Source organism: Shewanella phaeophyticola (assembly GCF_025398315.1).
Lineage (GTDB): Bacteria > Pseudomonadota > Gammaproteobacteria > Enterobacterales > Shewanellaceae > Shewanella > Shewanella phaeophyticola.
In genome coordinates this window covers 4,579,683-4,603,236 of the sequence record NZ_JAODOQ010000001.1, presented here as the reverse complement: position 1 = coordinate 4,603,236, position 23,554 = coordinate 4,579,683, and the positions used below count along the sequence as shown (strand labels likewise).

The following is a 23,554-nucleotide window of genomic DNA, read 5'->3' as shown; positions in this document are numbered from 1 at the left end:
CGGGTTAAAGGTGATATTACTATTATTTAACCTGTTCTCGGGTTATTTAATTAATCGTGTTGTAGTTGCTCTTGATGCAGATGGCTTAAACGGTTCATTGCCATCATGGCGAGCAATACGCTACACAATCCACCCATCAGTAACGCAATGGCATAAGGTGCAGGTATATCTGTTAGCTGGATTAATGCGGTTAACATCGATGCGCCGCTCATTTGCATACAGCCAAGCATTGCCGTTGCAGTACCGGCGCGTTCACCAAAGGCCGATAACGCCATACTGGTAGCAGAGCTCCAAGCAATAGGGCAAAGCCAACACATAGCAGCATCATAGGAGCCATAAAGGCAACACCCGCGGCAACGCCTTGCTCTGGGCCAACTAATTGCAGTACCACTTCAACCACAGCCGCTAACACCATTAACGACAATGCCACTATGACACCAGGGCGATTACCAATGCGTTTAATTAATACTGGTGCAGCAAAACAGGCCGCGACGTTCACTAAGGCATTGACGCCAAATAAGCCACTAAACATCAATTCTGATATACCTAAGTGACCAATTAACCATACGGGTGAATAAGATACGTAACATAAAATAGAAGCCATCGCGATCATGCAGCATGAGGCATAAAACATAAAATGCGGATCGCCAAGCACTGGCTTATAACGACCCCAACGGTAAAGTGACCGGTACTGTCGGTATTGAGCGGACGCGTTTCCGGGAAGCGGAACCCAACAATAAACAATACTATTACCGCATAAATGGCCATAAAGATAAACGTAGAACGCCAGCCAAACTGCAATGCTAGCAAACCACCTAAAGTGGGCGCTAACGCAGGTACGACACAAATAGCCCCATTTAAATAACTGTACATCGACACACTTTGCTTGCGATCGTAACAGTCGCGCACAGCACTAAACACCACAATAGAAGTAGAACATGCAGCTAACCCTTGAAACACGCGGGCAATTTGTAATAGTTCAAATTCAACCGCATACGCGCCCAACAAACTGCTGATACCGTAAAGCACAATACCAAATAAGGCGACGGGTCTGCGGCCAAAACGGTCAGCCAAAGGACCAATTAATATCTGCCCAACACCCATCGCAAATAAAAACAGTACTAAAGTAGACTGCACCTCACTGTTCGACACCCCATAATCAAGTGCCATTGTTGGCATAGAGGGAAGATAGATATCGATGGCTAATGGGCTTAGTAGCACCATAAACATCAATAATGGCAATAGGTTACGACGCATAATATTCTTTCTCTTTGTGAAAACAAGCTAAAGGTCACCCTTAATGGAGCGCTATGATAAGTCAAATGGAGGTATGAACGGAAATGATATAAAATCCAAAGTGAATTTCCATTTGAGAATATCTAATGAACCTAGATAACCTAGCGCGTGTTGACCTTAATTTACTGGTTATTTTACAAGTACTGCTGGAGGAGCAAAGTGTCACTCGAGCGTGCCCACCGTTTGCACCTGAGTCAATCCGCTGTGAGCAAAAGCTTAAACCGCCTACGCGAAGCATTAGACGATCCATTGTTTCAACGCACGGCTCATGGGCTTAAGCCGACTGCACATGCACTGGCTTTGCGGCAAAAGCTCTTGCCAGTGCTGCAAAATTTATATCAATTGACTCAGCCCCCCACATTTCATCCTGCAAGTAGCCAACGCCATTTTTCATTTTCGATGGTCGAAAGTGCTTATGAAACATTAATTCCTTATTTTATCGCACCATTGTTACAACAAGCACCCTCGATAAAATTAGATTCATATGTGTGGACAGAAAAATCGATGCAAGACTTACAACAAGGGCAAATCGACTTTGGTATTGCAGGCAGAGACATTCATCCACAAAGTGACTTTAAGATAGAACATGTTCCCGAAGGTATCGAATATCAAACGCTATTTAACGACCATCAAGTGTGTTTGGTGCGTCAAAACCACCCTATTTTACAGATTTTCGAGTCTCAGCCACTGGGATCAATCTCAATACTTAAACATGTCCCATGTACAGGTAAGATGCGAAGGCAACGATTGGTGGGCACTCGATTATCACTTGGCTAATTTAGGTTTACACCGTCACTTATCAACCACAGTGCCAGACTTTTATGGCGCTGCCAGTGTATGCGCGCATACCGACCTTATTTTTACCCTGCCATCGAGCTTTGCCATCCATGCACAAAAACTCTATTCGTTAGTGTCTATCCCGTTACCATTTAATTTTATGCCGATGGCGTATGTGTTTTTGTGGCACGAACGCAATAATCAGGAGCCCGGGCATCAATGGTTTCGCAATCTTATTTTTAACAGTGTCGACAGTGCCATGGCTAATACCAACCACCAGATACCTAAAAATAATCGCGAGCATTTGTTACAATAAAAACGGGCAAAAAGCTTCACCTTTAATGAATTTTTTCCATTGAACTTTTTGCCAATGAAGACTCAAATTAAGTGACTAGTGCCAAAGACCATGGCTAACTTATCAAGCCCCAAACACAGATAGGTTATATTTAATGTTAGCCACTGAAATGAGTGAGAACTTTGTAAGTTAATGAACGCCCTTAAATTATTTTTACGCCGGCAAAATATGCGCCCCCATTACTGCATTAATCTCTATTGTGACAATATTGTGCTGTGGCCTGTTGCCACTATCGTTAATACTATTATTTATGTTGGTCGCTTTGATGGGGATGCCCCTTTTAAGTCGTCATATATAAAGCCGCATCGTGCAACTTCAACATCGCCTTTTTTATCGTCTCACTTACAAAATAAGGAACATCATAAATTTAGCAATAAATTTAGCAATAAATTTAGCAATAAATTTACAATTCATAAACAAAAAGAATGATACCTCATATCAAAATAGTAGAATGATTAACCTTTAGATAATTTAAACTAACGGCTTCTTATTACCGCTACTCTATTCTCGCCTATCAACACAACTATCTTAGAAAATGGCATAACCCGTACAATATCAGTGATATATACCCTATCATTACTGCTTCGCTATTTTCATTTAAACCGTCATATATCTAAGCCACCATTTATTTACGCCGCCATTTATCTAATGCCACGGCTTTCATCAAGTCCCTTTTCAATATTGATTTAAAACTAAGATCAATGGATATTGGTCACATAAATGCAACAACACTTTTACATACCTCCATTTATATACAACACTAATAACCTAAAATAAATAAGATTATTACAATGAAACTAAGGAATAAATGATGAAAATATTCTCTTTCATTGCCATATCTGCATTATTTGCATTATTTGCAACCGTTACATTAAATGCAAATGCACAATGGGATGATGATAAAGGCTGTATGAGTTGCCATAATGGTATAGAACAGTTTTCACAAGTTGCTGGTATGGCTGATCTTACTTGTGTTGATTGCCATAATGGTGATGGTGAAGCAACTGATATAGAAGCCGCGCATGCAAATATGTGGGCAAACCCCACCGATTTACGCGTAATAGATGAAACTTGTGGTAGTTGTCATTCTGATGAAGTCGATAACGCAAAAACCTCACTCCACGCCACCATGGCAGGCATGATATCTGGCACTCGTTACAATTTTGCAAGCCAAGGTCGTGAGTCAATTTATGCAACCTACGATGTCAAAGCACTGAAAACCGGCCGCGAAGGTACGGTAGAAAGTCTAACTCAAATTCCAAGCTATGACCCCACTAAACCAGAGTCAAACACTAACTCACCAGGGGACGATTATCTACGAAACCAGTGCTTACGTTGTCATATTTGGAGTGACGGCCATCAAAGAGATGGTGATTATCGCGCATCGGGCTGTGCAGCGTGTCATGTTGAATATAGTAACGCTGGCACCTATGAAGGTGGTGATAAAGCCATAGATAAAACCCAAAAAGATCGCCCTCGTAAGCATCAACTGACCAAAAAGATGACTGTGCACCAATGTCAACACTGTCATAACCGCGGCGGACGTACTGGTGTAAGTTATAAAGGCATGATGGAATCTGACGGTTATGGTACACCTTATACCGAAGACGGCGACAAGCAAGGAAAGTTGCATGGTAAACATTACAACTTCCTTGAAGCAGATTTGCACTATGATGCTGGTATGAGCTGCATCGATTGCCATACTAAAAACGAAATGCACGGTGATGGTTATTTATACACAAAAAAAGAGCATGCTTTAGAAGTGCGTTGTGAGTCTTGCCATGGTACTCCTACCACCGAAGCGACATTAAAAACGTCACGTGATAATCCGATGAACAACCTAAAGCGCGTCGGCAAGAAGGTTACTTTAACGACTAAAAACGACGGTAAAAAGTTAGATGTACCTCAGCTTAAAGATAAAAAATTATCTGAGGAAGGTTATGTTGCTATGGTAAAAATTGCCAGCCACATGGAAAAGATGGAATGTTCTACTTGTCATGCCGCCTGGGCACCACAATGTTATGGTTGTCATGCTAAACAAGACGTCGGTAAGCCTAATGGTGATTGGTTAGAAGGTACGGGTGATGATTTATCAAAACAAGGTAATAAAGGTAACCTTGCTAAAAATGCCTTTAGTTGGAGTGAATCTCGCTCTTATGTACGCTGGGAAACACCAGCATTAGGTATTAACCATCGTGGGAAAGTATCCACTTTTGTGCCAGGCTGCCAAGTATTTTTAACTCAAGTCGATGGCAAAAAGTCTATCGTGAGCAATAAAACCTACACCACAGTAGATGGTACCAGTGGTATTTCTCATAACCCCATCCAACCTCATACGATGAGCAAAAAATCACGTACTTGTGAAGAATGTCATACTAACCCTAAAGTGTTGGGCTTAGGTAGCGGCGTATACGATATCAACAGAAACTTTCCTGATGGTAAAGCCCCTATCGATTTTGAACTAGAACGTTTTGTCGATGAAAATGGTAAACAACTTCAATCAACATCACACGAAGGGGCTCGTCCATTTAATAAGCAGGAAATGGATCGCATCAGTCGAGTTGGCAGCTGTTTAGCTTGCCATGGCAGCGATGAAATCGGTGCCACAGGAAAAGCGCCAGATGATGTCACTCACAATAAAGTGTTGAGGAAATTGGCTGAAAAAGAACAATAATCATTCAAATAATTGAGTAATTAGTTATATCCCAAAAGGGTAAACATAAAGTTTACCCTTTTTTATTGTCATTAACGTAATTTCCACCACGCCCTTTCATTGAGCAAAACACTCAATAAATATGGCTTTTTAGTTTTATCAACATTGCCCTGACGAAGATTCATCATTGCTATTTCAAGGGTCAATCAAATGTAATGCTTATTCTGGAGTAAACATTAACGAGGTTTAACGTGACATATTATGTCCACCTGTTGCACACTGCATGCTCAACAATCATACATATTTCAGGCGCGGATCCTCAGCTGACGGCTTTTAGCCCATCAGCCCTGTCATTTAATGAACATTTTCAGCATGTTAAATAGACATAGGATAAACCGCATTTAGGAGCCAACATGAACGTTAACCAAGCATTTAACAGCGCCAACTTTAAACATCGTGTATCAAGCATGAATCCAATTCTAGCCTTGCTCATGGTGTTTGCTATGGCTTTAGTCGCCATTACTTTACTGCCATTTTTATTATTATTTGGCTTAATCAGTTTTCTCACCTTGCGATTTTTTGGTAAAAAAATGCTTCGTCGTCAGCAAGCTGAACAAGCACGTGCGTACCAAAACTACGCCAATGTACAACGCGAGCCCACAGCGCCTTATGCTGATATGTTTAAGCGCTCAGGAACAAGCCAGGCCTCAACGACAGGTAGAACATTCGAACACCAAGCGGATTAACTGGGCAAAAAAGCTGACGAATGGCTTTGCTTAAGCGTTAGTGTCAGGAATTATCTAAGTGATAAGTTTTCGAAGTGCTAAAGAAAAAGGTTGTTACATAGGCAGAGACTTTACTTTTTGAACGAATGCCGTTGCAGAGTCGCGCTTGTTACGGGGGCTAAAACCCGTGGCTGCGGCTATCTATATAGCCAGCAAAAGACTTTTAGACATAAATAATAAAACAGGCTGATGAAGGCAACTTTAACAAACAACGCGGCGATATATTCAAGCGATAAACTGGCTTCAACATCAATATCTAAATACCAAAAGATACTTTGAGCAATACCCAGTGCAACCACTAAAGACAGCCAATGAATTAACCCGCTTTCACGGGGATCCGTGCTTTTCATGCTCACAATACTCCCTTTGAACTCGTGAATGTTACCCCAAAAGCAACTTAGCCTGTTGCAACGCAATCATTTCATCATCACTGGGATTAAGCTCAATAACACTGTCGATTTGCATTGCCAGCGATTGCCATAACGGCTCAATAACCGCCAACTGTTCATCATTGGCATGGGCTTTCGCTAATGTCAGTAAGTACGCCGCTTGCACCACATCAATACGACCTAAAATACCATCAGCTAACGCAACGCTCAGCTCTATCATTGCAGTCACATTGTGGCCATACTTAATGGCTTGGTGCAAATAACCTTCAGCTTTAACACGCTGCTGTTGGCTGGCATTGTCGTCATGCAAAATGTGACTGCCACAATGCAACATAGCATCAACTTGCCCTTGCTCTGCCGCCTCGAGCATCCATTGCTCGCTGGCCGCTAAGTCTGATGAACAGCCCAAGCCATCTGCCAACATTAAGGCTAAATGATACTGGGCATTGGGGTAACCCGCTTGAGCCGCCTTATTAATCCACAAAAACGCATTTTCAAACTGTTGAGCCTGATAATACAACACCCCAAGGTTAGACATTGCCTCAGCGTTTTCGGCATTAGCGGCAAGGGTTAATAAGCGTTCTGCTTGTGCCAAATCAACCTCAAATTGATCGCTGCCCACCAGATAAAAAAAGCCTTGTAATGCTTGCGCTTCTACAATGCCACTGTCGGCTGCCTGCGCGATTAACTGCTCTCCCTCACTAAGATTAACCTCACCACAATAGCCGTGCAGTAAACTGACACCATGTTCAAATATGGCCGCTTGATGCTGTTGTGAAGCCAAAGTAAACCAATAACCCGCTTGAGCAAAAGCCTCTGCCGCGGTGCTATATTCCCCCTTGGTCGACAGCTTACTTTGTGCTGAGCTGGCGTCTGAATCTTGTGCCAATGCTTGCTCTTGTCCTTGCAACATGAGGCCTTTGGCTTTTAACGACATCCCCACCAAATATTGTGCTTCTGCATCATTATTCATCACCGCGCGATAACACAAATCTCGTCCTGCAAACGAATCAAAAGGCTCAAAGGTATAACCCGGCGCGACGTGTTGATGTACCACAGGATAGAGTTTTTCGACTACACGTAAAATATTGGTTATCGACTTTTCAGCAATCGTGACCAATTGCGCCTGAGTTAAGTGATATTTTTCAGGGTGAGCACCACGATTACCGTCACTACGTAAACGGTGTAACGCACGCACAATGGTAGGGTCTATTAGCCTAGCTGAGTGTAATTGTTCAATGCGGTCGTATAAATTAGGGCTAGAAAATATCAGCCCATGAGGGGTCGCTAATTGACTGGCAAGCTTATGAGTAAAGCTGCGAATATACACCAGTGCTTGGGTTGGAATATCGCGTACATAACTTTTAGCTAAGCGATAATCTTCAGTTAATTGCTCGGAGAAACCATCAATAAAAGCGGTATCATTCAACAATGGTTTCTCCTTTTTACTGCGACTTATTTATCAGTTTCCGCCGGCTGACGGTTAACCATATACAATCTAAATAAGGCAATATTGACAAATAAACCTAAAAACGCGAACAAGGTTTCAACAACTAATTGTAGTGGAAATCCAACCTGAGTAGCCAATTGAGTAAACACACCAGCAAATAATGATAATGGTACATAAAGCATTAATACTGCAATGGTTTTAAATGCAATTGAACCCGCGCTAAAACTAAAACTCTTTTTAATGGCTTCTAGTGGCGTTAAACGCTCAACCACCACCATAAAGTTGACATAAGCTAGGCGGGCAAACAAATACAGGCTCACCACAAGTCCAATTAACCAAAGCAGTCCAAATGCGGCAAATATCATTACCGGCGCTAAAATCGCTAAACCAGAAAAAACGCCCGCTAATAATAACGGTGGCACAAACGGTAAGCTGGCTTTTAAAATCTGCCCAGACGCTAACTCATGACCTTGTGAACGTAATTCTAAAAACAGCGTTAATGCAGCAATAAGTACTGAAAATACCAATAAAAGCAACATCATCACTGCCGCGTGAGACGCACCAAATTGAGGGTTTTCAGGATCCGCTGTGAGCATCTCATTACCGAGCCACAGCTGAATCGCCACTTGAATTAAGAGTAGAGGTAAAGTCAGTGCTGCCAGCTGACGAATGTGGTTTCGAAAAAAGTTTAATGCTTCAGTCAAAATAGCAATCAATGACATGTAAATTCCAATAATCGATTAATCAATAAATATGGCGCTTAGGATACCCAAAAAAGTGTCAATTTGCACAAGCGAAATGCGTAAATAATCGATCTCCTGTCGCATTTAGCTATTTCAGGGTAATATAGCAACCAAGTTTAGCCTTTCATCATATTTTACAGGACAAGCATTATGAAATTAGCATCTGCATTACCGATACTGTGTACCGTCTTAGCTATCTCTACACCTGCATCAGCGGGTTGGTTAGATAAAGCATCTGAAATGGCTAAAAAAGCAGTGGCAACACCAGCAGCGACAGAAACAACAGCTCAAGAGAGCACAACAGCGCAATCAACCGAATTAGTTGGCAGTGTAATGTCTGAGCTTGGATTAAGCCAAACTCAAGCAGAAGGCGGCCTTGGCTCGCTTTTAAGCTTAGCGCAAACCAATTTAGGCGATAATGATTTCAGCCAATTAACCAGCAGCATCCCTAATGCAGACAGTTTACTGGCTGCGGTACCGTCATTATCATCAGACAGCGGTATGTCAGGCTTACTGTCACAAGCCGGTGACCTAGGTTCTGCGTTACAAGGCTCAGCCATGGTATACGACGCATTTGAAAAACTAGGTATCTCGAAAGAGTACATCGCGCCAATGGTTGATATTGCTAAAAACTACTTAGAGCAAAGCGGTAGCGAAGGCACTGTTGGCTTATTAACCCAAGGCCTAGGCTCGCTTTTATAAGCATTATATCGCAATTGGTTAACATTAATTAATCCCAAGCCATTCGCTTGGGATTATCATTTTTGCTAGCATTAAATTGATGTAGCCTCAATAGTGGAGTCAGTATGATCGCCAAGCTAAAACAGTTTATTCAATCGCATGCACAAGAAAGTAGCCCTGAAGAAAAAGCCCAGCATCTTAATTTAGCCGCTGCGACTTTGCTGTTAGAAGTGGTTTATGCTGACGAAAAACTGGCTGACGCCGAAGCCGCTATATTGCCTGAAATGCTCACTAATACCTTAGGCATTAGCGCTGAACAAGCTAAAACCTTAGCTGATGAGGCCAAACAAGCACGTCATGATGCTATATCACTGTTTGAGTTTACTGCTGAAGTTAATGCTCAATTTAGCATCGAAGATAAACATACCTTATTGTTGTCGATGTGGCGTTTAGCTTATGCCGATGGTGAGTTATCGCAATATGAAGATCAAATCATTCGCCGCACCGCAGACTTACTTTATCTAAAGCACAGCGAACTGATCCAAATGCGTAATATTGCTATTCAGCAAACTACCTAAAAATCCCTAACTCGTTTGTAGTTGCTTACGTTGTAAATGTGCCTTTTGCCACCACATGAAGGGCGCCACAACCGCAATCAATACCATGACATACAACATGTTTTCGGCCAAGGCGATGCCTATCCCAATGCAAAACACACACCCTGTCGCCACTAACGGTAAATACCGCTTGCTGAGTAACTTTGCTGCCGACAACATGGCAAGTAAGTAAATAATCACAAAAACCCCATTGCTCCAGGCAATTAACGTTTCTAAGTCGTGGCCAGAATAAAAGGTTAGTACAATCACCACCGCCATACTGCCAAGAATGCCAAACAGCGCTCTAAACGGCACACCATGACGATTTAACTTCACAAAGTATTTGGGCAAAATACCTTCTTTACTAAAGCTCCACAATAAGCGTGCAGCGCTAGCTGAGTAGACGTTTACGGTGGCTAAGCCACTGGCAATACCTAAAATCCCAATCACTTGTGCACCGTAGCCATGCAAAAAGTTGTCACTGAGTAGGTAATCAAACGCACTTATCATTGCGACACCGGTTTTGTCTGTGGGCACCATTAACAGTAAAAACGTGCAGGCAAGGTAAATGATCCCAACAAGCACTGTGCCCATCAATATGGCGGGCAACATGTCTTTGTCTGGACGACGAAAATCACTGGCCAAATGTGTCATCGCCTCTATGCCCAAAAAGCTCCAAAAACCAATGCCCAATGCCACCATTACCGTGTCCATTTGTGGATGACTGGTTTGGTTGAATGACTCAAGCTGCTCAGAGTTAAGCCCGCTGGCACCAAAAAGCAAAGCCACCACAGTCACAATGGCTAAGGTTAATGCAAATTGCAGCTTGGCTGATACTTGAATACCGCGCACATTCAGTACCATTAGCAATAACACCACAACCAGCTCTGCCACTAACTGCCAGCTGCCATGCAGCGGTATCAAGGCATTCATAAACTGCAGTGTCATTAAAATAGCTGCCGGAGCGCCAATTGGGATCACCAATAAAAAGATTAACCCTACGGTTCTGCCCGCCGTGCTACCGAAAGCTTTTTCGACAAAATAAGCCGGCCCCTGCCGCATGAGGAAAGCGGCTCGCCAATAAGCCAAACACTAACGCCACCGGAATAATCGCCAAGGTTAAAATAAACCAAGCCAAAAGCGCCCCAGAATCAGCCACCGCAATGGTCATCTGCGGTAAAATAAACACGCCTGTGCCCAACAATGTGGTGGCCATTAATCCTGCGCCTTGCCAACGTCCAATCGTTCCTGTGATCTGATTCATAATGTTATTCTTGCTGTGATATATTGCGATATTATATGTGGCATTGATTCAACATTCTGCGGGTTAAACTGCGCAAGTTGCACTTAAAAACCGACAAAATGACAGATAATACATCTATAGCCGCCAGTATGACGGCGAAGTCATATTAGCGTTTATTCAGGAATACCGACATTGGATAAATTTGATAAAGCGATTATAAGCGAATTACGCCGCAATGCTCGACAGAGTATTTCGTTCATTTCCGAACAAGTGAATTTGTCACGCAGTGCAGTGACGGAGCGGATCAAAAAACTTGAACAAAGCGGCGTTATTCGTGGCTACCAAGTGTTGCTCAGTGAATCGCAAAAACAAGGCGTATCAGCCTACTTTGAAATTCAACATCGTTGTGCCCGTTGCGCAGAAGTGATGCATATTTTTAATACCATTCCTGAGGTCATTACTTGCCAGGGGATCACTGGTGATATGGACTTACTGGTTTATGTTCATGCCAATTCAATGCAACGATTACATGAAATTCGTGAATTTATTGATGCACAAGCTGACATCATTAAAATCAAAACCCATGTTGTGCTGAGCGAGTGGATTAATAATCAAGCTTAACAATGCTCGCTATGTGAGATTTCCCATAAAAGACTGCGTTAATTCTTACAAATCAAGCACACTTGGCGTTACACTTATAATCGTAAGTTTTCTTATACATGAGTCAATATGCAACAACAAACTAGTGCTGATATGAATTTATTATGGGCCAATTAATCCTCGAAGAGCTCGCGCGTTTAGGCGTTAAGCATGTGTGTATGGCACCAGGGTCTCGTTCAACGCCGTTGACTTTAGCCGCCGCCAGTCAAACCCAGTTAACTCGTCATATTCATTTTGACGAACGCGGTTTAGGCTTTATGGCACTCGGACTAGCTAAGGCCAGTAATGCTCCTGTTGCTATCATCACCACCTCAGGGACTGCAGTTGCAAACTTATATCCTGCAATAGTAGAAGCCTGGCTCACCCATGTGCCTTTAATCATATTGTCAGGCGATCGCCCCAATGAGTTAATTGATTGTGGAGCAAACCAAGCTATTGTGCAGCCTGCTATTTTTGCATGCTACGCCAAACAAGTAAATTTACCGACCCCCGATAGCGCTTACCCTGCTAATGCCTTATTAACCACCATCGACCATGCAATCGCCAATCAGCATCAACCGGTGCACATCAATTGTATGTATCGTGAACCGTTATACCCAAACGCACTCGTCACGCTGACTCATGTAAAAAAAACCGCTAGTGTCACTACAGCTACTTACCTATCTCCGCTAAACGCTTGGTTTGAAAGTAATAAACCATTAACTCGTTATGCTGCGCTTAATGGGTCAGAACTCCCCAGCACAGACACCTTAATGCGCTTTGTGCATGGCAAAGGTGTGATTGTTGTAGGAACGCTCTCACCGGCAGATAACCCACAGCTTATTGTGGCATTGGCACAAAAACTCGGCTGGCCAGTCGTTGTTGATGCACAATCACAATTACGCCAGCACCCTGGGGTCATTGGCCATATTGATCAATTATTGCTAAACACCAAAGCCAGTAAGTTACTCGAACAAGCTGAGCGAGTATTGGTGTTTGGCGGTCGTTTTATTTCAAAACGTCTGATCCAGTATTTAGCCCAACAACATTGGCACAGCTACTGGCAAGTGTTAACCCACAGCGACCGTTTAGATCCAACTCATCAACATAAACAGGTATGGCAAACCAGCGTGCAAGCCGTATGTCAATTAACTTGGCCGCGTTCATCAGACGCCAATTGGGCACTGCAATTATTGCCATATAATGAGTCATTAGAATCACTCCTTAAACAGCAAATTGACAACACTAGCTTTGGTGAGGCTCAAGTGGTTAGAGCCATTGCAGCAAGCCAAACCGATCAACATATCTTATTTATTGGCAATAGCTTACCCATACGCCTCTATGATATGTATGCTCCTATCGCCACCAACACTCCCGCCATTTACACCAACCGCGGCGCCTCTGGTATTGATGGTCTTATTGCCACGGCATGTGGGGTAGCCGCTGACAAACAAGCACCAACCACATTGATTATTGGTGATTTATCTTGCTTGCATGACTTCAACTCAATGGCATTGCTCAAACAGATGACATGCTCATTTGTGCTAGTCATTATCAACAATGATGGCGGCAATATTTTTAACTTATTGCCTGTGCCCAGTGAAAATTTGCGCAATGACTTTTATCGCTTAAGTCATGGGCTAGAATTTGGTTATGGTGCAGCAATGTTTGGCTTGGCTTATCGACAAGTTGACGACATAGAGTCGTTCCAACAAGCGTATCAAGAGGCATTTGAGTTTAACTGTGCATCAGTTATCGAGGTCAATGTCGCGCCAAATCAAGCCAGCGATCAAATTGCGCAAATTAACCAATGGGTGAAACAACACTAATGGGGATAATCCGTCGTTTTGGCCAACCCCATTTATCCGCACTAGTGATGTTGCATGGCTTTTTGGGCAGTAAAGACGACTGGTCTATTTTAATGCCACATCTAAGCCAATACTTTCATTGTATCTGCATCGACCTACCTGGCCATGGCGCTAATCACTTGGTATTAGACTCCCCTGGATTTCGCCAGGTTGCCTCGCATATCGTGGCTAAAGTTAGCGGGCTTGGTATTAAACAGTTTCATTTACTTGGGTATTCATTGGGCGGCCGTATTGCATTGCATATTGCCAAAGATTTTCCTGACTCTCTGCTGAGCTTAACCCTAGAATCTGCCCATCCAGGGTTAACCGATGACACTCAACGTGATGCGCGCGCCAAAAGCGATAGCTTATGGGATAAAAAGCTGCAACAGTTACCCATAACAGCCTTTTTGTCGTTATGGTATCAACAGGCTGTATTTAACGACCTTAGCAAACAACACAAACAGCAGTTAATCACCTTACGCAGTCATAACGACCCCGAGCGCCTGAGCAACTGCTACCTTGCCACTTCACTTAGCTTACAACAAGACTGCAGAGCCGTATTGAGCCAATTATCATGTCCGTGTTATTACCTGTATGGCTTAGATGACACTAAATTTGCTCAGGTGGCTAAAGATTGGCAGGCTGAAAATGGCAAAGATCAATTACAACTGCAACCGCTAGCTGCTGCTGGGCACAATATACATAGTCTTCACCCTAAATTATTTAGCGACACATTACTGACCTTACTTAATCCATCCCATCCAGCTTAGGAGGCGTGATGCAACCTGTCGACGAGTTAACCATTAGCGCGGTCTCTTTGTATCGATACCATATTGCGCTCAACCCAACATTGCCGGTAGCCAAACAGCGTATTGATCATCGCCAAGGTGTGGTGTTGCTCGTCAGCTTAATTAACGACAAACACCATAAACAACAAGCCTGGGTGGAAATAGCACCGCTGTCTGGCATTGATGTTGAAGGGCTGGCCATTGAAGGCTTTAGTCAAGAATCACTCGATGATGTCACGACTTCTTTATCACATAGCGCAGCGTTACTCATTGGTAAGTCGCCTAATGAGTTAATCGCTTTAGCCACCACCTCACCTTTACCCTCTGTCGCGTTTGGACTGAGCTTATTGCATGCAAAAATCACTCAGCAATTCCCCTGTAGAATTGATAACCCACACACACAGTCGGCAACAATACCACTGGTTTATGTCGGTATGAACGAACAGCAACTGCAGGCTAAACTGCTGCAAAATGGCACCATAAATAGCGTTAAAGTCAAAGTGGCACAAACCACAATGAAACAAGAAATTGCCTTTATTTACCGAGTGCTAGAACTTGCACCACAGGTGAGTTTGCGACTTGATGCCAATCGAGGTTTTAGCCTCGAGCAAGCCATCGACTTTTTGGCCTGTTTACCTAAAGATAAAATCGAATATATTGAAGAGCCTTGCATTAACCCTGCTGATAATTCTGAAGTTTATCGGCAACTCGGCTTACGCTACGCCTTAGATGAGTCATTGAACTCGCCCACTTTTGATGTTGTTAATGCGATAAAGCAACAACCCGGAATTGGCGCACTCATCATTAAGCCTATGCTGCTCGGCTCACTTGCGGGTTTACAGCACACGATAGAAGCCGCCCACAGTCACGGCGTTCGCTGTATTTTAAGCTCAAGCTTAGAGTCCGATATCGGTATTAATGATTTACGGCTTGTCAGCCAGGCTTTAACGCCTAACGAAACTCCAGGGCTCGATACATTAAGTGCATTTAGGCAAACATTACTGCTCACAACACCGACTTCAACCCAACTCAACCCAAGCGCCCTGTCGTTAATTATTCATGCGGGTGAAGAAAATGAGGCTGCAAATTCTTTATGATGATCTCGCCATTACATCAAACCGCCTTAACAACCCCGACAGCAATTGCCATTGAAGATGGCCACGATTCTTACAACTACTCAACCCTAAGCTCAATGGTGAGTAACTTAGCCATGTCGCTACAAACACAAGGGCTGCAACGTGGTGATATTGTGGGGTGCTTGTCGCACAACAACCTAGAAATGATTTGCTTATACTGAGCCTGTATCGACTCTGGCTGGGTGTTTTTACCGCTATCGCCACGGTTGTCTAACCCGCAAATTAATCAACTTATTGATACTTACCAGGTCAGCTGGTTATGGACAGACAGCCCAGGCAGGCTAACTGATATTGCTGTCACGCATTATGTAAACGTGTCACTTTGCATACAAGCGAATCCATCGCCAGCGCCCGTTAAAATATCGCCCCATATTGCGTCTAATATTATTTTAACCTCGGGCTCTAGTGGCACCCCTAAAGCGGCGATGCATTGTTTATTCAATCACCTTGCCAGTGCCCAAGGCTCAGCAAGCTTTATCCCTTTAACCGCCGACGATGCCTGGCTGTTATCTTTGCCGTTATTTCATATTGGCGGCTTAGCCATATTACATCGATGTACCTTAGCCGCTGCCCGCATTGTACTGCGTAACACAGCCATATCATTGGCTGAGCAACTGCAACAAAGTACCATTAGCCATGTGTCATTAGTCCCCACGCAAGCTTTGCAAATTTTAACTCAGCAGCCCTGCGCACTAACCCAAGTTAAGGCGTTATTATTAGGCGGTGGCATGATAGAGCCGCCACTCATTGATAGCCTAAATGCACTCAATATTAACGCTTACACCAGTTATGGCATGACTGAAATGAGCTCGCAAATCACCACGGCAAAAGCGAATCTCGCAGGCCATCATGGCCGCCCTTTACCTGCTCGGCAGATCAAGCTGGTCGACGGGATTATTTGGGTTAAAGGAGAGTGTTTATTTTTAGGGTATCTAACCCCCAAAGGGGTTTCACTACCAGTTGATGAGCAGGGTTGGTTTTGTACTCAAGATAAAGGTCAGCTTAATGACAAAGGCCAGTTAATGATTTCAGGGCGAGTAGACAATATGTTTATTTGTGGCGGCGAAAATGTCCATCCAGAACAACTTGAAGCCGTACTGATGACACACCCTAACGTGGCTCAAGCCATTGTATTTGCCATGCCCGACTCCATTTTTGGACACTTACCCGCCGCAATTATTGACTATGTTGATAACAATGGCGATGAGCTGGTCGGCTCGGCCGGTATCAATTTAATTAACGTTCAATTGAGTGAGTTAATAGAGCAAAAGCTAGCCCGCTTTATGCGCCCAAGACAATATTTTAGTTGGCCTAAACAGGTAGTGTCGAGCGGCATTAAAGCGCCTAGAAAATTGATTATTGCTGCAGTGCAACAGCCGTAGAATGAAATAACGTTATTGCTTATGCTAAAAACTAAAAAACCTGCACGTAGCAGGTTTTTTAGTTTAAAAGCGTAAAGGAGAAGATTATTCCATACACGCTTTAAGCTTGTTCATGGCATTTTTTTCTAACTGCCTAATACGCTCAGCCGACACCTGATAAGTTGAGGCTAATTCTTGCAATGTTGTTTTATCATCATCTAACCAGCGGGCGCGAAGAATGTGCTGACTGCGCTCATCTAAGGTTTTAATTGCTGATAATAAACGCGCTTGAGAATTGGCTTCCCAGTTGTCGTTTTCAACCTGCTCAGCTAAATCTGAAGAATGATCTTCTAAATACAATGCTGGAGCAAAATCGTGGTTATCGTCATCGCTGTCGTTGGTAAGATCAAACGCAGGATCTTGGAACGCCATGCGTGACTCCATTTCCGTCACATCCGCCTTAGACACACCCAGGTTTTCTGCCACCATAGTGACTTCAGCGTCGCTGAACCAACCTAAACGCTTTTTAGACTTACGAATATTAAAGAACAGCTTACGCTGAGCTTTAGTCGTGGCAACTTTAACGATACGCCAGTTTTTAAGTACGTATTCATGAATTTCGGCTTTAATCCAATGTACTGCAAATGAGACTAAGCGAACACCTACGTCAGGATCGAAGCGTTTTACCGCTTTCATTAAACCAATGTTGCCTTCTTGAATAAGGTCAGCTTGAGGTAAACCGTAGCCAGAATAACCTTTAGCAACGTGAACCACGAAACGCAGATGCGACATAATTAATTGCTTTGCAGCTTGTAGATCGCCTGTTTCTTGTAAACGCTTGGCAATATCGTACTCGGTATCCGCGTCTAGCATATCAATGCTAGTCACCGACTGGATGTACGCTTCTAAACTACTACTGCCTCTAGGGACAGTCAGTGCCATTGATTGCGTTTGATAAGTCATTCGCTCTCCTACTACATTCAAAAAATTTACTTCAGTTTGCTAAATACGCTTTATGAAACCCAATGGTTCATCTACTTATAGACTCGATTTAGCTGATGAACTATCAACTAAATGACATCATATGTCAAATCAGCTTCAGCTCGATTAATATTTTCACCGCTAGCCAGTCATATTGCAAGTGAACAATCGTTCATTAATAGACTCACTAATACTATTATATTCCTCATATTATGAGGGTTCAATATTACGTAAATGTTGTCGCACTGATAAATACGAGCCTAACCAACCTAAAAATGACGCCAACAACACCAGCTTAATAAGCTCTGCAAAAGTTAATGATTGAATCGTTAATTGGCTGCCATACAATCCTAATAACTCGGCCAGCGCGCCATCGAGATACCACACTAAAATATTGATAATAAGCCAGGCTAAAACACCGCCAATTACCCCATACCATATGCCTGTGTATAAAAAAGGGCGTTGAATGAAGGCTTCGGTAGCGCCCACCAGCTTCATAACTTCAATTTCAGTGCGGCGGTTCATAATGGCTAAACGGATGGTGTTACCAATCACCAACACTACGGCTAATACGAGTAATGCCGCAATGGCCAACACGGTTTTTTCGAGTAATTTAAGCAGTGCTTGCAAACGTTCTAGCCATTCAATATCGAGTCGGCCAAAGTTGACTTCAGGCTCACGTTCTAATTTGACGAGTAACTCACGCGCACCAGTTGGGCTTGAGTATTTAACTGATGGGGTTACGGTAACAACGGCGGGCAGTGGGTTGTCATCTAAGTACGATAAGGCTTCACCAAACCCAGATAAACGCTGAAACTCTTCTAGCGCCTGGTCGCGACTGATATAGCTGACGGTTTCAACTTCGCGAAACGCTTTAACACGCGACAATAAACTTTGAATCGATTGCTCACTGCGGCCAGTATTAATAAATAATGAAATTTCAGCCGCGTTGTTCCACGATTGAGTAATATTTTCAGCATTTTTAACTAACACCTGCAATGCAGCAGGCAAGCTTAAGCTTACCCCCAGCACGGCCATGGTCATAATCGATGAAACTGGGCTGCGCCACAGCTCACCCATACTCGACATACCTTGTTGCACATGACGAATAAAAAACATCACGATACGCCCGCTCAGTGGCAGCTTGCTTTGGGTAATGTTGGGCTTTTTGCTCATCGCATAACTTCCCTGTCTGTGCTTTCACCGCCAAGCATTCTGCCTTGACGCAAGGTAAAGGTACGGTATTTCATTCGGGCGATTAAGCCTAAATCATGGGTGGCGATTAACACACTGGTACCTGAATCATTGAAGGTTTCAAACAGGCGTAAAATGTCCATCGACAATTTAGGGTCTAAGTTACCTGTTGGTTCATCGGCTAACAGTAATGGCGGCTTATTCACAATCGCGCGGGCAATACCGACACGCTGCTGCTCACCACCAGATAACATAATCGGCAGGTGGCGCTCTTTGCCATATAAGCCTACCATATCAAGCGCACCCGCGACCCGTTTGCGGATTTCACCATGGGAAAAGCCTTCAATCACTAATGGTAAGGCAATGTTGTCGAACACGCTCTTATCCATTAACAAATGATGGTTTTGAAAAATCATCCCAATGTTACGACGCAGGTAAGGCACATGCTTAGAATCGACATTGGCAATATTGTGGCCATTAATCGACACTTTACCTGCAGTGGCGCGCTCAATCACAGTGATCAATTTGAGTAAGGTACTTTTACCCGCACCTGAATGGCCGGTTAAAAAAGCCATTTCACCTTGTCGAAGATGAAAATTGACGTCCATCAGGCCTTCTGCCCGCCTGGATAAATCTTACTGACCTGCTCAAATTGGATCATAGATTATTGGTCCGTTTTTTCCTGACTGAATAACGCTTCAATAAAATCATTGGCATTAAAGGTGCGTAAATCATCTATTTGTTCACCCACGCCAATATGACGAATAGGAATATTAAATTTATCAGCAATCGCAAAGATCACCCCGCCTTTAGCGGTACCATCAAGCTTGCTGATGGTTAATCCTGTCACGCCAACGGCTTCCTGGAATAACTGTGCCTGGCTAATGGCATTTTGACCGGTGCTTGCATCTAAAGTTAGCATCACTTCATGAGGCGTATTCGGGTCGAGTTTTTTCATCACTCGCACCACTTTTTTAAGCTCTTCCATTAAGTGGCTCTTATTTTGTAAGCGCCCTGCTGTGTCGGCAATCAGTACGTCTACTTTACGTGCTTTAGCCGCTTGTAATGCATCAAATAACACCGATGCGCTGTCGGCTCCCAGTATGCTGTGCCACAACAGGAATATCATTGCGTTGCCCCCAAACCTGAAGCTGTTCAACCGCTGCTGCACGGAAAGTGTCACCTGCCGCTAACATGACAGATTTACCTTGATTTTGATACTGTTTTGCTAGCTTGCCTATCGTGGTCGTTTTACCAACACCATTGACGCCTACCATCAAAATAACAAACGAGCCGTCGGCATTGTCTGGTACTAAAGGAATGGCAACGGGTTCAAGCATTTTTTGCATTTCGTCACGCATTAAATCGTATAGTGCTTCAGCATTTTTAAGCTGTTTACGAGACGCATGTTCAGTTAAGCTTTTAATTAATTTAGTGGTAGTCTCTACGCCCACATCGGCAATTAATAATTGCTCTTCTAGCTCTTCAAATAAGTCATCATCGATTTTTTTACCGCTAAATAAGCCAATAAAGCCTGAACCGATGTTTTCACTAGTGCGCATTAAGCCACGTTTTAAGCGGGCGAACATGCCTGCTTTTTTAGGCTTTTCTTGTGGCTCGTCTTGCAGTTCGAGCTCAATGGATTCTATAGGTGCTTGTTCGAGTGCCAACGTTTCAGCGGCCGCAGCTTCTTCGGCAATCGCTTCAGCTTCTAGGCGCTCTTGCGCTAGGCGTGCTTTTTCTGCCGCCTGTTGCTCGGCCAATTCTTGTTTAGCTAATGCTTGTGCAGCCAACTGCTCGGCGGCTAACGCTTCGGCTTCAGTTGCTAGACGTTCTGCGTCTATACGAGCCGCTTCTTGTTCAGCTTGCTCTGCGGCTAACGCTTCAGCCTCAAGACGTGCTTGCTCTGCACGTTCATTGTCAATGCGTTGTTGCTCTAGACGTTCTGCGTCTACACGGGCTGCTTCTTGTTCAGCTTGCTCTGCGAGTAACGCTTCAGCTTCAAGGCGAGCCGCTTCTAATTGCACCGCTTCAGCAGCTTGCTTTTGTTGCTCATCCTGTTGCGATTGCTCTTCGGTATCGGTGGCAGCATCGTGCGCAACGTGTGCATCATTTTGTTGCAGTTCTTCAACGTCAGGGGCGGACTTATCTTTACGAAACCAGGAAAAAAACCTTTCTTTGCCATGTTTGCTACCAATATTTATATGCTTAAAAATTCAGTTGAAGCCGTTTGTTGCATCTCTGTGCAGTAAAATGATGAATACTCACATTTAATCACCAGTTTGATATAAAATAACGACGGTTCAGATTGTGGCATAGTCTACCACTTTCTTTTTTCTTTGTTCAGGCAAAATCACGAGGGTGAGATGGCTAAAAAAAACACCAGCAGCGGTCAGGTGCGAATTATTTCAGGTCAATGGCGCTCACGTAAGCTGCCTATTCATGATTTAGAAGGTTTACGCCCTACAACCGACCGTGTTCGCGAGACCCTATTTAACTGGATTGCCGGTGATATTCGTGGTGCTCGAGTACTCGACTGTTTTGCCGGCAGTGGTGCCTTGTCACTTGAAACCTTATCGCGTTATGCTGAATTTGCCACCATGATTGAATTACAAAAAAACGCGGCGAATCAATTAAAACAAAACCTTACAGCCCTGCATTGTCAAAATGCCGAAGTGATTAATGGCGACAGTCTTAATGTCCTCGCCAAAGGTACTCAAAACGGTTTCGACATTGTGTTTATTGACCCTCCATTTCGTAAAGAACTCGCAACCAAAACTATTGAGTTATTAATGGCTCAACAGTGGCTCAACAACAACGCCTTAATTTATGTTGAAACCGAGTCTGAACTTGCGACTTTACCTATACCTGCGTCTTGGGTTCCATTAAAAGAGAAACAGGCAGGCCAGGTGATTTACCGACTTTATCAATATCAAACGACTGACACCTCGGCGCAGTAATCATGCTCATTAAGCAGACGTTAAACGATACAACACGAAATGATCTGGTATTAGTCGGTAAAACCGCCACATTGTCGATGTGGGGATTATTCGCCTATGGATCGTTTGTATTTAGTCAAGATGTTACAACCTTACTGACTCTTTTTGCTGCATTTACTGCAGTAATGCACCTGTTATTGCTTTTAGCGGTATGCCTGAGCCCTAAAGGTAGACATCAACCCATCATAAAATACGCAGCCATTTTACTCTGGGGCATATTTGCCTTAGATCAGATTAAGCGTCAGTCGCTCAACACATAAAAATTGATTTTTTGACATAAAAAAGCCTCGTTAATTTAACGAGGCTTTTTTTAAATCGATGCTCTATTACTTTTTAGGGTAAGGGTGAGCAACACCTTTGTGACAATCTACACAAGTTTTTCTGTCTTCAGGCGCTTTCTTGAAGTTCATGCTGTGCATTCTAACAGCCATTTTCTTCATGGTTTCTGGCTGATTTTCGTAAATACGAGTGTGACAGTGCTGACAGTTAGCAGAGTCATTGCTACGGAAGTATTCTAATGCTAAATCAGCTTGCTCTTTACGGTTTTCATCTAACCATTCTTGAGTCATAAAGCCATCGATAGTCATTAAGCCAATTAAGTCTTTAGACACGATGATTTTCTTAATCAAATAGTCAACCGAGTCGTGAGGTAAGTGACAATCTTGACATTGAACAGTCACACCGGCTTTACCGCCACCGTGAGCTGATGCCATAACTTCATCTCTTAACGAGTGATCACGGTGACATGTCATACAAAAAGCATCGCTACTTGTTGCATGTAATGTTTGCTGTGTTGCGAAGTAGCCTACGACACCCACAATTACACCAACCACAATAAGTGCAATAATCGAGTATTTCGCGCTTGGTTTAAATAGTGCACGCCAGTTCATTGTTCAATCTCCATTAAAACTAGATTTCTAATATTTGTTTGCGTAGTTTAGGATTTTTTAAATTTAGAAAATTGATACTAGTCGCTATTTTTATGATTTCTTATCAAAAATTATCTAAAATGCGAACTAGATCGTGTCTGTGACATGCTGTCAGACTAAAAACTGACAACATCTGAAAGTACCCGCACATTTTAAAGGGTTTAATTGAGACCTTTTATCTCACGTAAAGATAATGACCCGCGACCAAATAACCTAAGTAAAAGCCAAAAATGCGTGTTTGCGCATTGTTTGCCACCTGCTATACACTTATATTGTGTTTATTGACTCACTTTTTAGGATGTTATGCGTAAATCTATGCGCCATTATCTTATTGCTATTTGCACTTTGTTATCCTTATTAGGGCAAGGTGTGTTAGCTAATGGCAATACAATGATAGCGCCTAATGACATGCTAATGCTCCACCAAACAGCTAGCGCCTCAATGGCAAGCAACATGGAAAATGGCAGCGATTGCCACAGCATGATGATGGTGCAAGAGCATGACACCCAAGAAAGCCATTGTTGCGACACCCCCGGTGCATGCGGAAGTGATTGTAACCATTGTTTTACGATCAGCTTTACCGGCACGGTATTCTCGACTGATATGAGCGTCAGTCCAGCCCCTGTTGACTCTGCCATCACATTACCTATAGAGCAGTTAATCTCTATTGAGGGTACCCCAGCGTTCCGCCCCCCTATCGTTTAATCCC

The 23,554-nt window shown here is 43.3% G+C and carries 17 protein-coding genes and 7 pseudogenes; 14 read left to right on the top strand and 10 right to left on the bottom strand.

The genetic code is table 11. The annotated features are described in order from the left end of the window. Nucleotides 1-50: 50 nt before the first annotated feature. A pseudogene (locus N4T56_RS21430) lies at nucleotides 51-1,257 on the bottom strand (multidrug effflux MFS transporter). A 147-nt stretch (nucleotides 1,258-1,404) separates the two neighbouring features. Between N4T56_RS21430 and N4T56_RS21425 the strand changes: the two are divergent. From N4T56_RS21425 to N4T56_RS21415, 3 genes and pseudogenes are all read left to right on the top strand, one after another. Beyond that, a pseudogene (locus N4T56_RS21425) lies at nucleotides 1,405-2,389 on the top strand (LysR family transcriptional regulator). A gap of 847 nt (nucleotides 2,390-3,236) precedes the next feature. Next, nucleotides 3,237-5,102, top strand: coding sequence for a cytochrome c3 family protein (locus tag N4T56_RS21420; RefSeq protein ID WP_261734621.1), 1,866 nt, complete (start codon nucleotides 3,237-3,239; stop codon nucleotides 5,100-5,102). A 392-nt stretch (nucleotides 5,103-5,494) separates the two neighbouring features. Continuing rightward, on the top strand, nucleotides 5,495-5,827 hold the full coding sequence (locus N4T56_RS21415; protein ID WP_261734620.1) for a hypothetical protein: 333 nt from the start codon (nucleotides 5,495-5,497) through the stop codon (nucleotides 5,825-5,827). A 176-nt stretch (nucleotides 5,828-6,003) separates the two neighbouring features. Here N4T56_RS21415 and N4T56_RS21410 read toward each other — a convergent pair whose 3' ends face one another. Genes N4T56_RS21410 through N4T56_RS21400 form a run of 3 tightly spaced genes read right to left on the bottom strand, consistent with a single transcriptional unit; the run spans nucleotide 6,004 to nucleotide 8,427 of the window. Further along, nucleotides 6,004-6,216: a hypothetical protein gene (locus tag N4T56_RS21410; protein WP_261734619.1), complete on the bottom strand. Its 213-nt coding sequence runs from the start codon at nucleotides 6,214-6,216 to the stop codon at nucleotides 6,004-6,006. Nucleotides 6,217-6,247: 31 nt separating this feature from the next. Then, on the bottom strand, nucleotides 6,248-7,687 hold the full coding sequence (locus N4T56_RS21405; RefSeq protein WP_261734618.1) for a tetratricopeptide repeat protein: 1,440 nt from the start codon (nucleotides 7,685-7,687) through the stop codon (nucleotides 6,248-6,250). A gap of 23 nt (nucleotides 7,688-7,710) precedes the next feature. Then, nucleotides 7,711-8,427 carry a hypothetical protein gene (locus tag N4T56_RS21400; protein WP_261734617.1) on the bottom strand — a complete coding sequence of 239 codons (717 nt, stop codon included), beginning with the start codon at nucleotides 8,425-8,427 and terminating at the stop codon, nucleotides 7,711-7,713. A gap of 171 nt (nucleotides 8,428-8,598) precedes the next feature. Between N4T56_RS21400 and N4T56_RS21395 the strand changes: the two genes are divergently transcribed. Continuing rightward, nucleotides 8,599-9,150, top strand: coding sequence for a DUF2780 domain-containing protein (locus tag N4T56_RS21395; RefSeq protein ID WP_261734616.1), 552 nt, complete (start codon nucleotides 8,599-8,601; stop codon nucleotides 9,148-9,150). Nucleotides 9,151-9,254: 104 nt separating this feature from the next. Continuing rightward, complete coding sequence (locus N4T56_RS21390; protein ID WP_261734615.1) at nucleotides 9,255-9,707, top strand: tellurite resistance TerB family protein; 453 nt, start codon at nucleotides 9,255-9,257, stop codon at nucleotides 9,705-9,707. A 6-nt stretch (nucleotides 9,708-9,713) separates the two neighbouring features. On the opposite strand, the pseudogene yjeH reads toward N4T56_RS21390, so the two are convergent. After that, nucleotides 9,714-10,989 (bottom strand): annotated as a pseudogene (gene yjeH / locus N4T56_RS21385) (L-methionine/branched-chain amino acid transporter). A gap of 171 nt (nucleotides 10,990-11,160) precedes the next feature. Between yjeH and N4T56_RS21380 the strand changes: the two are divergent. The 6 genes and pseudogenes from N4T56_RS21380 (at nucleotide 11,161) to N4T56_RS21355 (ending at nucleotide 16,763) form a co-directional block, all read left to right on the top strand. Continuing rightward, entirely contained in the window at nucleotides 11,161-11,589 is a 429-nt protein-coding gene (locus N4T56_RS21380) for an Lrp/AsnC family transcriptional regulator (protein WP_261734614.1), read from the top strand. Nucleotides 11,590-11,697: 108 nt separating this feature from the next. Next, nucleotides 11,698-13,436, top strand: a pseudogene (gene menD / locus N4T56_RS21375) (2-succinyl-5-enolpyruvyl-6-hydroxy-3-cyclohexene-1-carboxylic-acid synthase). Continuing rightward, nucleotides 13,418-14,227, top strand: a complete 810-nt coding sequence (gene menH / locus N4T56_RS21370; protein ID WP_261734612.1) for a 2-succinyl-6-hydroxy-2,4-cyclohexadiene-1-carboxylate synthase — start codon at nucleotides 13,418-13,420, stop codon at nucleotides 14,225-14,227. The pseudogene menD and the gene menH overlap by 19 nt, the downstream one beginning before the upstream one ends. A gap of 8 nt (nucleotides 14,228-14,235) precedes the next feature. Next, complete coding sequence (menC, locus tag N4T56_RS21365) at nucleotides 14,236-15,342, top strand: o-succinylbenzoate synthase (RefSeq protein ID WP_261734611.1); 1,107 nt, start codon at nucleotides 14,236-14,238, stop codon at nucleotides 15,340-15,342. Further along, nucleotides 15,339-16,304 (top strand): annotated as a pseudogene (locus N4T56_RS21360) (AMP-binding protein); the annotation flags it as partial. The gene menC and the pseudogene N4T56_RS21360, both read left to right, overlap by 4 nt. Before the next feature lie 99 nt (nucleotides 16,305-16,403). Beyond that, nucleotides 16,404-16,763 carry an AMP-binding enzyme gene (locus N4T56_RS21355; RefSeq protein ID WP_315903096.1) on the top strand — a complete coding sequence of 120 codons (360 nt, stop codon included), beginning with the start codon at nucleotides 16,404-16,406 and terminating at the stop codon, nucleotides 16,761-16,763. Between the two features lie 84 nt (nucleotides 16,764-16,847). On the opposite strand, the gene rpoH is transcribed toward N4T56_RS21355, so the two are convergent. The 4 genes and pseudogenes from rpoH to ftsY form a co-directional block, all read right to left on the bottom strand. Then, a complete protein-coding gene (gene rpoH / locus N4T56_RS21350; RefSeq protein WP_261734610.1) occupies nucleotides 16,848-17,705 on the bottom strand; it encodes an RNA polymerase sigma factor RpoH in 858 nt (285 codons plus the stop codon). Between the two features lie 228 nt (nucleotides 17,706-17,933). Next, a complete protein-coding gene (gene ftsX / locus N4T56_RS21345; RefSeq protein WP_261734609.1) occupies nucleotides 17,934-18,899 on the bottom strand; it encodes a permease-like cell division protein FtsX in 966 nt (321 codons plus the stop codon). After that, a pseudogene (gene ftsE, locus N4T56_RS21340) lies at nucleotides 18,896-19,578 on the bottom strand (cell division ATP-binding protein FtsE). The gene ftsX and the pseudogene ftsE overlap by 4 nt, the downstream one beginning before the upstream one ends. A gap of 3 nt (nucleotides 19,579-19,581) precedes the next feature. After that, nucleotides 19,582-21,115 (bottom strand): annotated as a pseudogene (gene ftsY / locus N4T56_RS21335) (signal recognition particle-docking protein FtsY). A gap of 168 nt (nucleotides 21,116-21,283) precedes the next feature. Between ftsY and rsmD the strand changes: the two are divergent. Together rsmD and N4T56_RS21325 are read left to right on the top strand one after the other, a co-directional pair. Further along, nucleotides 21,284-21,877, top strand: coding sequence for a 16S rRNA (guanine(966)-N(2))-methyltransferase RsmD (rsmD, locus tag N4T56_RS21330; protein WP_261734608.1), 594 nt, complete (start codon nucleotides 21,284-21,286; stop codon nucleotides 21,875-21,877). A 2-nt stretch (nucleotides 21,878-21,879) separates the two neighbouring features. Then, a complete protein-coding gene (locus N4T56_RS21325; RefSeq protein WP_261734607.1) occupies nucleotides 21,880-22,176 on the top strand; it encodes a DUF1145 domain-containing protein in 297 nt (98 codons plus the stop codon). Between the two features lie 66 nt (nucleotides 22,177-22,242). Here the strand turns inward: N4T56_RS21325 and N4T56_RS21320 are convergent, their stop codons facing one another. Continuing rightward, nucleotides 22,243-22,806 carry a NapC/NirT family cytochrome c gene (locus N4T56_RS21320; protein ID WP_261734606.1) on the bottom strand — a complete coding sequence of 188 codons (564 nt, stop codon included), beginning with the start codon at nucleotides 22,804-22,806 and terminating at the stop codon, nucleotides 22,243-22,245. A 342-nt stretch (nucleotides 22,807-23,148) separates the two neighbouring features. On the opposite strand from N4T56_RS21320, the gene N4T56_RS21315 reads away from it, so the two are divergent. Continuing rightward, nucleotides 23,149-23,550 carry a hypothetical protein gene (locus N4T56_RS21315; protein WP_261734605.1) on the top strand — a complete coding sequence of 134 codons (402 nt, stop codon included), beginning with the start codon at nucleotides 23,149-23,151 and terminating at the stop codon, nucleotides 23,548-23,550. Nucleotides 23,551-23,554: the final 4 nt, after the last annotated feature.

Bases quoted from the DNA above. Each gene is read 5' to 3' on its own strand.
- menC (WP_261734611.1), top strand. From the start codon at position 14,236: ATGCAACCTGTCGACGAGTTAACCATTAGCGCGGTCTCTTTGTATCGA.
- N4T56_RS21325 (WP_261734607.1), top strand. From the start codon at position 21,880: ATGCTCATTAAGCAGACGTTAAACGATACAACACGAAATGATCTGGTA.
- N4T56_RS21355 (WP_315903096.1), top strand. From the start codon at position 16,404: ATGATTTCAGGGCGAGTAGACAATATGTTTATTTGTGGCGGCGAAAAT.
- ftsX (WP_261734609.1), bottom strand. From the start codon at position 18,899: ATGAGCAAAAAGCCCAACATTACCCAAAGCAAGCTGCCACTGAGCGGG.
- rsmD (WP_261734608.1), top strand. From the start codon at position 21,284: ATGGCTAAAAAAAACACCAGCAGCGGTCAGGTGCGAATTATTTCAGGT.
- N4T56_RS21315 (WP_261734605.1), top strand. From the start codon at position 23,149: ATGCGTAAATCTATGCGCCATTATCTTATTGCTATTTGCACTTTGTTA.
- menH (WP_261734612.1), top strand. From the start codon at position 13,418: ATGGGTGAAACAACACTAATGGGGATAATCCGTCGTTTTGGCCAACCC.
- N4T56_RS21320 (WP_261734606.1), bottom strand. From the start codon at position 22,806: ATGAACTGGCGTGCACTATTTAAACCAAGCGCGAAATACTCGATTATT.
- N4T56_RS21420 (WP_261734621.1), top strand. From the start codon at position 3,237: ATGATGAAAATATTCTCTTTCATTGCCATATCTGCATTATTTGCATTA.
- N4T56_RS21400 (WP_261734617.1), bottom strand. From the start codon at position 8,427: ATGTCATTGATTGCTATTTTGACTGAAGCATTAAACTTTTTTCGAAAC.
- N4T56_RS21390 (WP_261734615.1), top strand. From the start codon at position 9,255: ATGATCGCCAAGCTAAAACAGTTTATTCAATCGCATGCACAAGAAAGT.
- N4T56_RS21410 (WP_261734619.1), bottom strand. From the start codon at position 6,216: ATGAAAAGCACGGATCCCCGTGAAAGCGGGTTAATTCATTGGCTGTCT.
- rpoH (WP_261734610.1), bottom strand. From the start codon at position 17,705: ATGACTTATCAAACGCAATCAATGGCACTGACTGTCCCTAGAGGCAGT.
- N4T56_RS21415 (WP_261734620.1), top strand. From the start codon at position 5,495: ATGAACGTTAACCAAGCATTTAACAGCGCCAACTTTAAACATCGTGTA.
- N4T56_RS21395 (WP_261734616.1), top strand. From the start codon at position 8,599: ATGAAATTAGCATCTGCATTACCGATACTGTGTACCGTCTTAGCTATC.